Source organism: Dictyobacter arantiisoli (genome assembly GCF_008326305.1).
Lineage (GTDB): Bacteria > Chloroflexota > Ktedonobacteria > Ktedonobacterales > Ktedonobacteraceae > Dictyobacter > Dictyobacter arantiisoli.
In genome coordinates this window covers 1-1586 of sequence record NZ_BIXY01000226.1, presented here as the reverse complement: position 1 = coordinate 1586, position 1586 = coordinate 1, and the positions used below count along the sequence as shown (strand labels likewise).

At 54.5% G+C, this 1586-nt stretch carries 2 protein-coding genes; both read left to right on the top strand.

All coding sequences use genetic code 11. From position 1 onward, the window contains the following. Positions 1-204: 204 nt before the first annotated feature. On the top strand, positions 205-1164 hold the full coding sequence (locus F1593_RS27940; RefSeq protein WP_149404828.1) for a helix-turn-helix transcriptional regulator: 960 nt from the start codon (positions 205-207) through the stop codon (positions 1162-1164). 237 nt (positions 1165-1401) lie between these two features. Beyond that, positions 1402-1586, top strand: a 185-nt coding sequence (locus tag F1593_RS29180; protein WP_216369026.1) for a hypothetical protein, incomplete at its 3' end; no start/stop codon positions are given.

The window sequence follows — 1586 nt, the reverse complement described above, 5'->3', positions numbered from 1 at the left end:
GGTTGCCTTGCGGGTCGCTCTTCTCAACGAGGATTGGCTCCTTCCTGCAACGGCACGACTCTTTCCTTAAATCAATTCATTTTCGAATCAATTCATTTTTGACCCAGGGTTTTGGGTGGAACCCAGCTAAATAGGGTAAAATCCGTCCTGATAGGACTCTATTGCGCGACCGTAATAAGCGGATATTGAAGGAGTAAGGCGGCTATGTATTTTCCCACGACGCGTGTTCTGACTGTGCTGGAGCTATTGCAATCCCGCCAGAAGATGAGTGGACAGGAGTTGGCTGAGCGCTTAGAGGTTGATCCACGTACGGTCAGGCGCTATATTACGATGTTGCAAGATCTGGGTATTCCAGTCGAGGGGACGCGTGGTCGCTATGGCTATTATCATTTGCGGCCTGGCTATAAATTGCCACCGCTGATGTTTAATGATGATGAGGCGCTGGCCTTAACCCTGAGCCTGCTGGTAGGTCGCAAGCTTGGTTTGGATCTGGCGACGCCAGCGGTAGAGGGTGTGCTTGCCAAGATTGAGCGTGTCTTACCACAGTCCCTGCGTGAACGTGTACAGGCCGTGCAGGATGCCCTGATTATTGATGTGATGCCTGCCCATACGATTCCGCGCAGCGAAATGGTCTTGCTGCTCAGTCAGGCTATTTTGCAGTGTCAACGTGTCCATATGCGCTATCGTGCCTATGGTGCCCGAGAGACTGAGCGTGATCTTGATCCTTATGGCCTGGTATATCGTGAGGGATACTGGTATCTGGTGGGTTTCTGTCTTCTTCGCCAGGAGCCGCGCACCTTCCGCCTGGACCGTCTGCTTGACGTTGCGCCTGGAGAAGCAACCTTCAAGCGCCCCGAGCACTTCGACTGTCTCGCTTTTGTCCAGCAATCTATCTCACAAACGCCGGGAGCCTGGTATATTGAAGTTCTCCTTGAAGCCACTCTTGAGGAGGCGCAACGTTTCGTCTCGCCCACGCTGGCGCTGCTTGAACCAGAAGCGCATGGAGTTTCCTTCAAGTGCTACACCGATCGCCTTGATTGGATTGCTCGCATGCTGGTCAGTTTTGGCTGTAACTTTATCATTCGGCAACCGCTGGAACTGCGGACTGAACTGCGCCAGTTATCACAACGCCTCATCAGCCTCGCCGAGCAGGAAGAATCCTAAAGAAGAGGAATGTGGGGCAAAACCACAAAAGATGGAAGATGTAGGTGCGTGCCAGGGCCGCAGCCGAGGTGCGCTTTCCTCGTCACGTACGACCATCTCGCCCGTAGGCTCCTCCGTCCCGCCGGGGGCAGCACAGAGTCTCGGTCACCTACTCCAACAAATGAATGGAAAGAGGGAGCATGCGAAACGCCGATGCATCCGTAGGAGCCACCCTTCACGGGTGGAGGGGAATGGCCATTGCGCCCCAAAGCCGCCCCAGAGCAGGCCAGTGCGAGAGGGTCGTGGCCCTCCACCCGTGAGAACTTATCCGAAAACCTACAAGGAGGAAACGCGATCACATTGTTGAAAGCAAATGAGCGCACAAGCCAAGCACAACAAGGTCTGATAGGAACGCGGGCGCTTCTCCCAGCGGATCAGCAGAC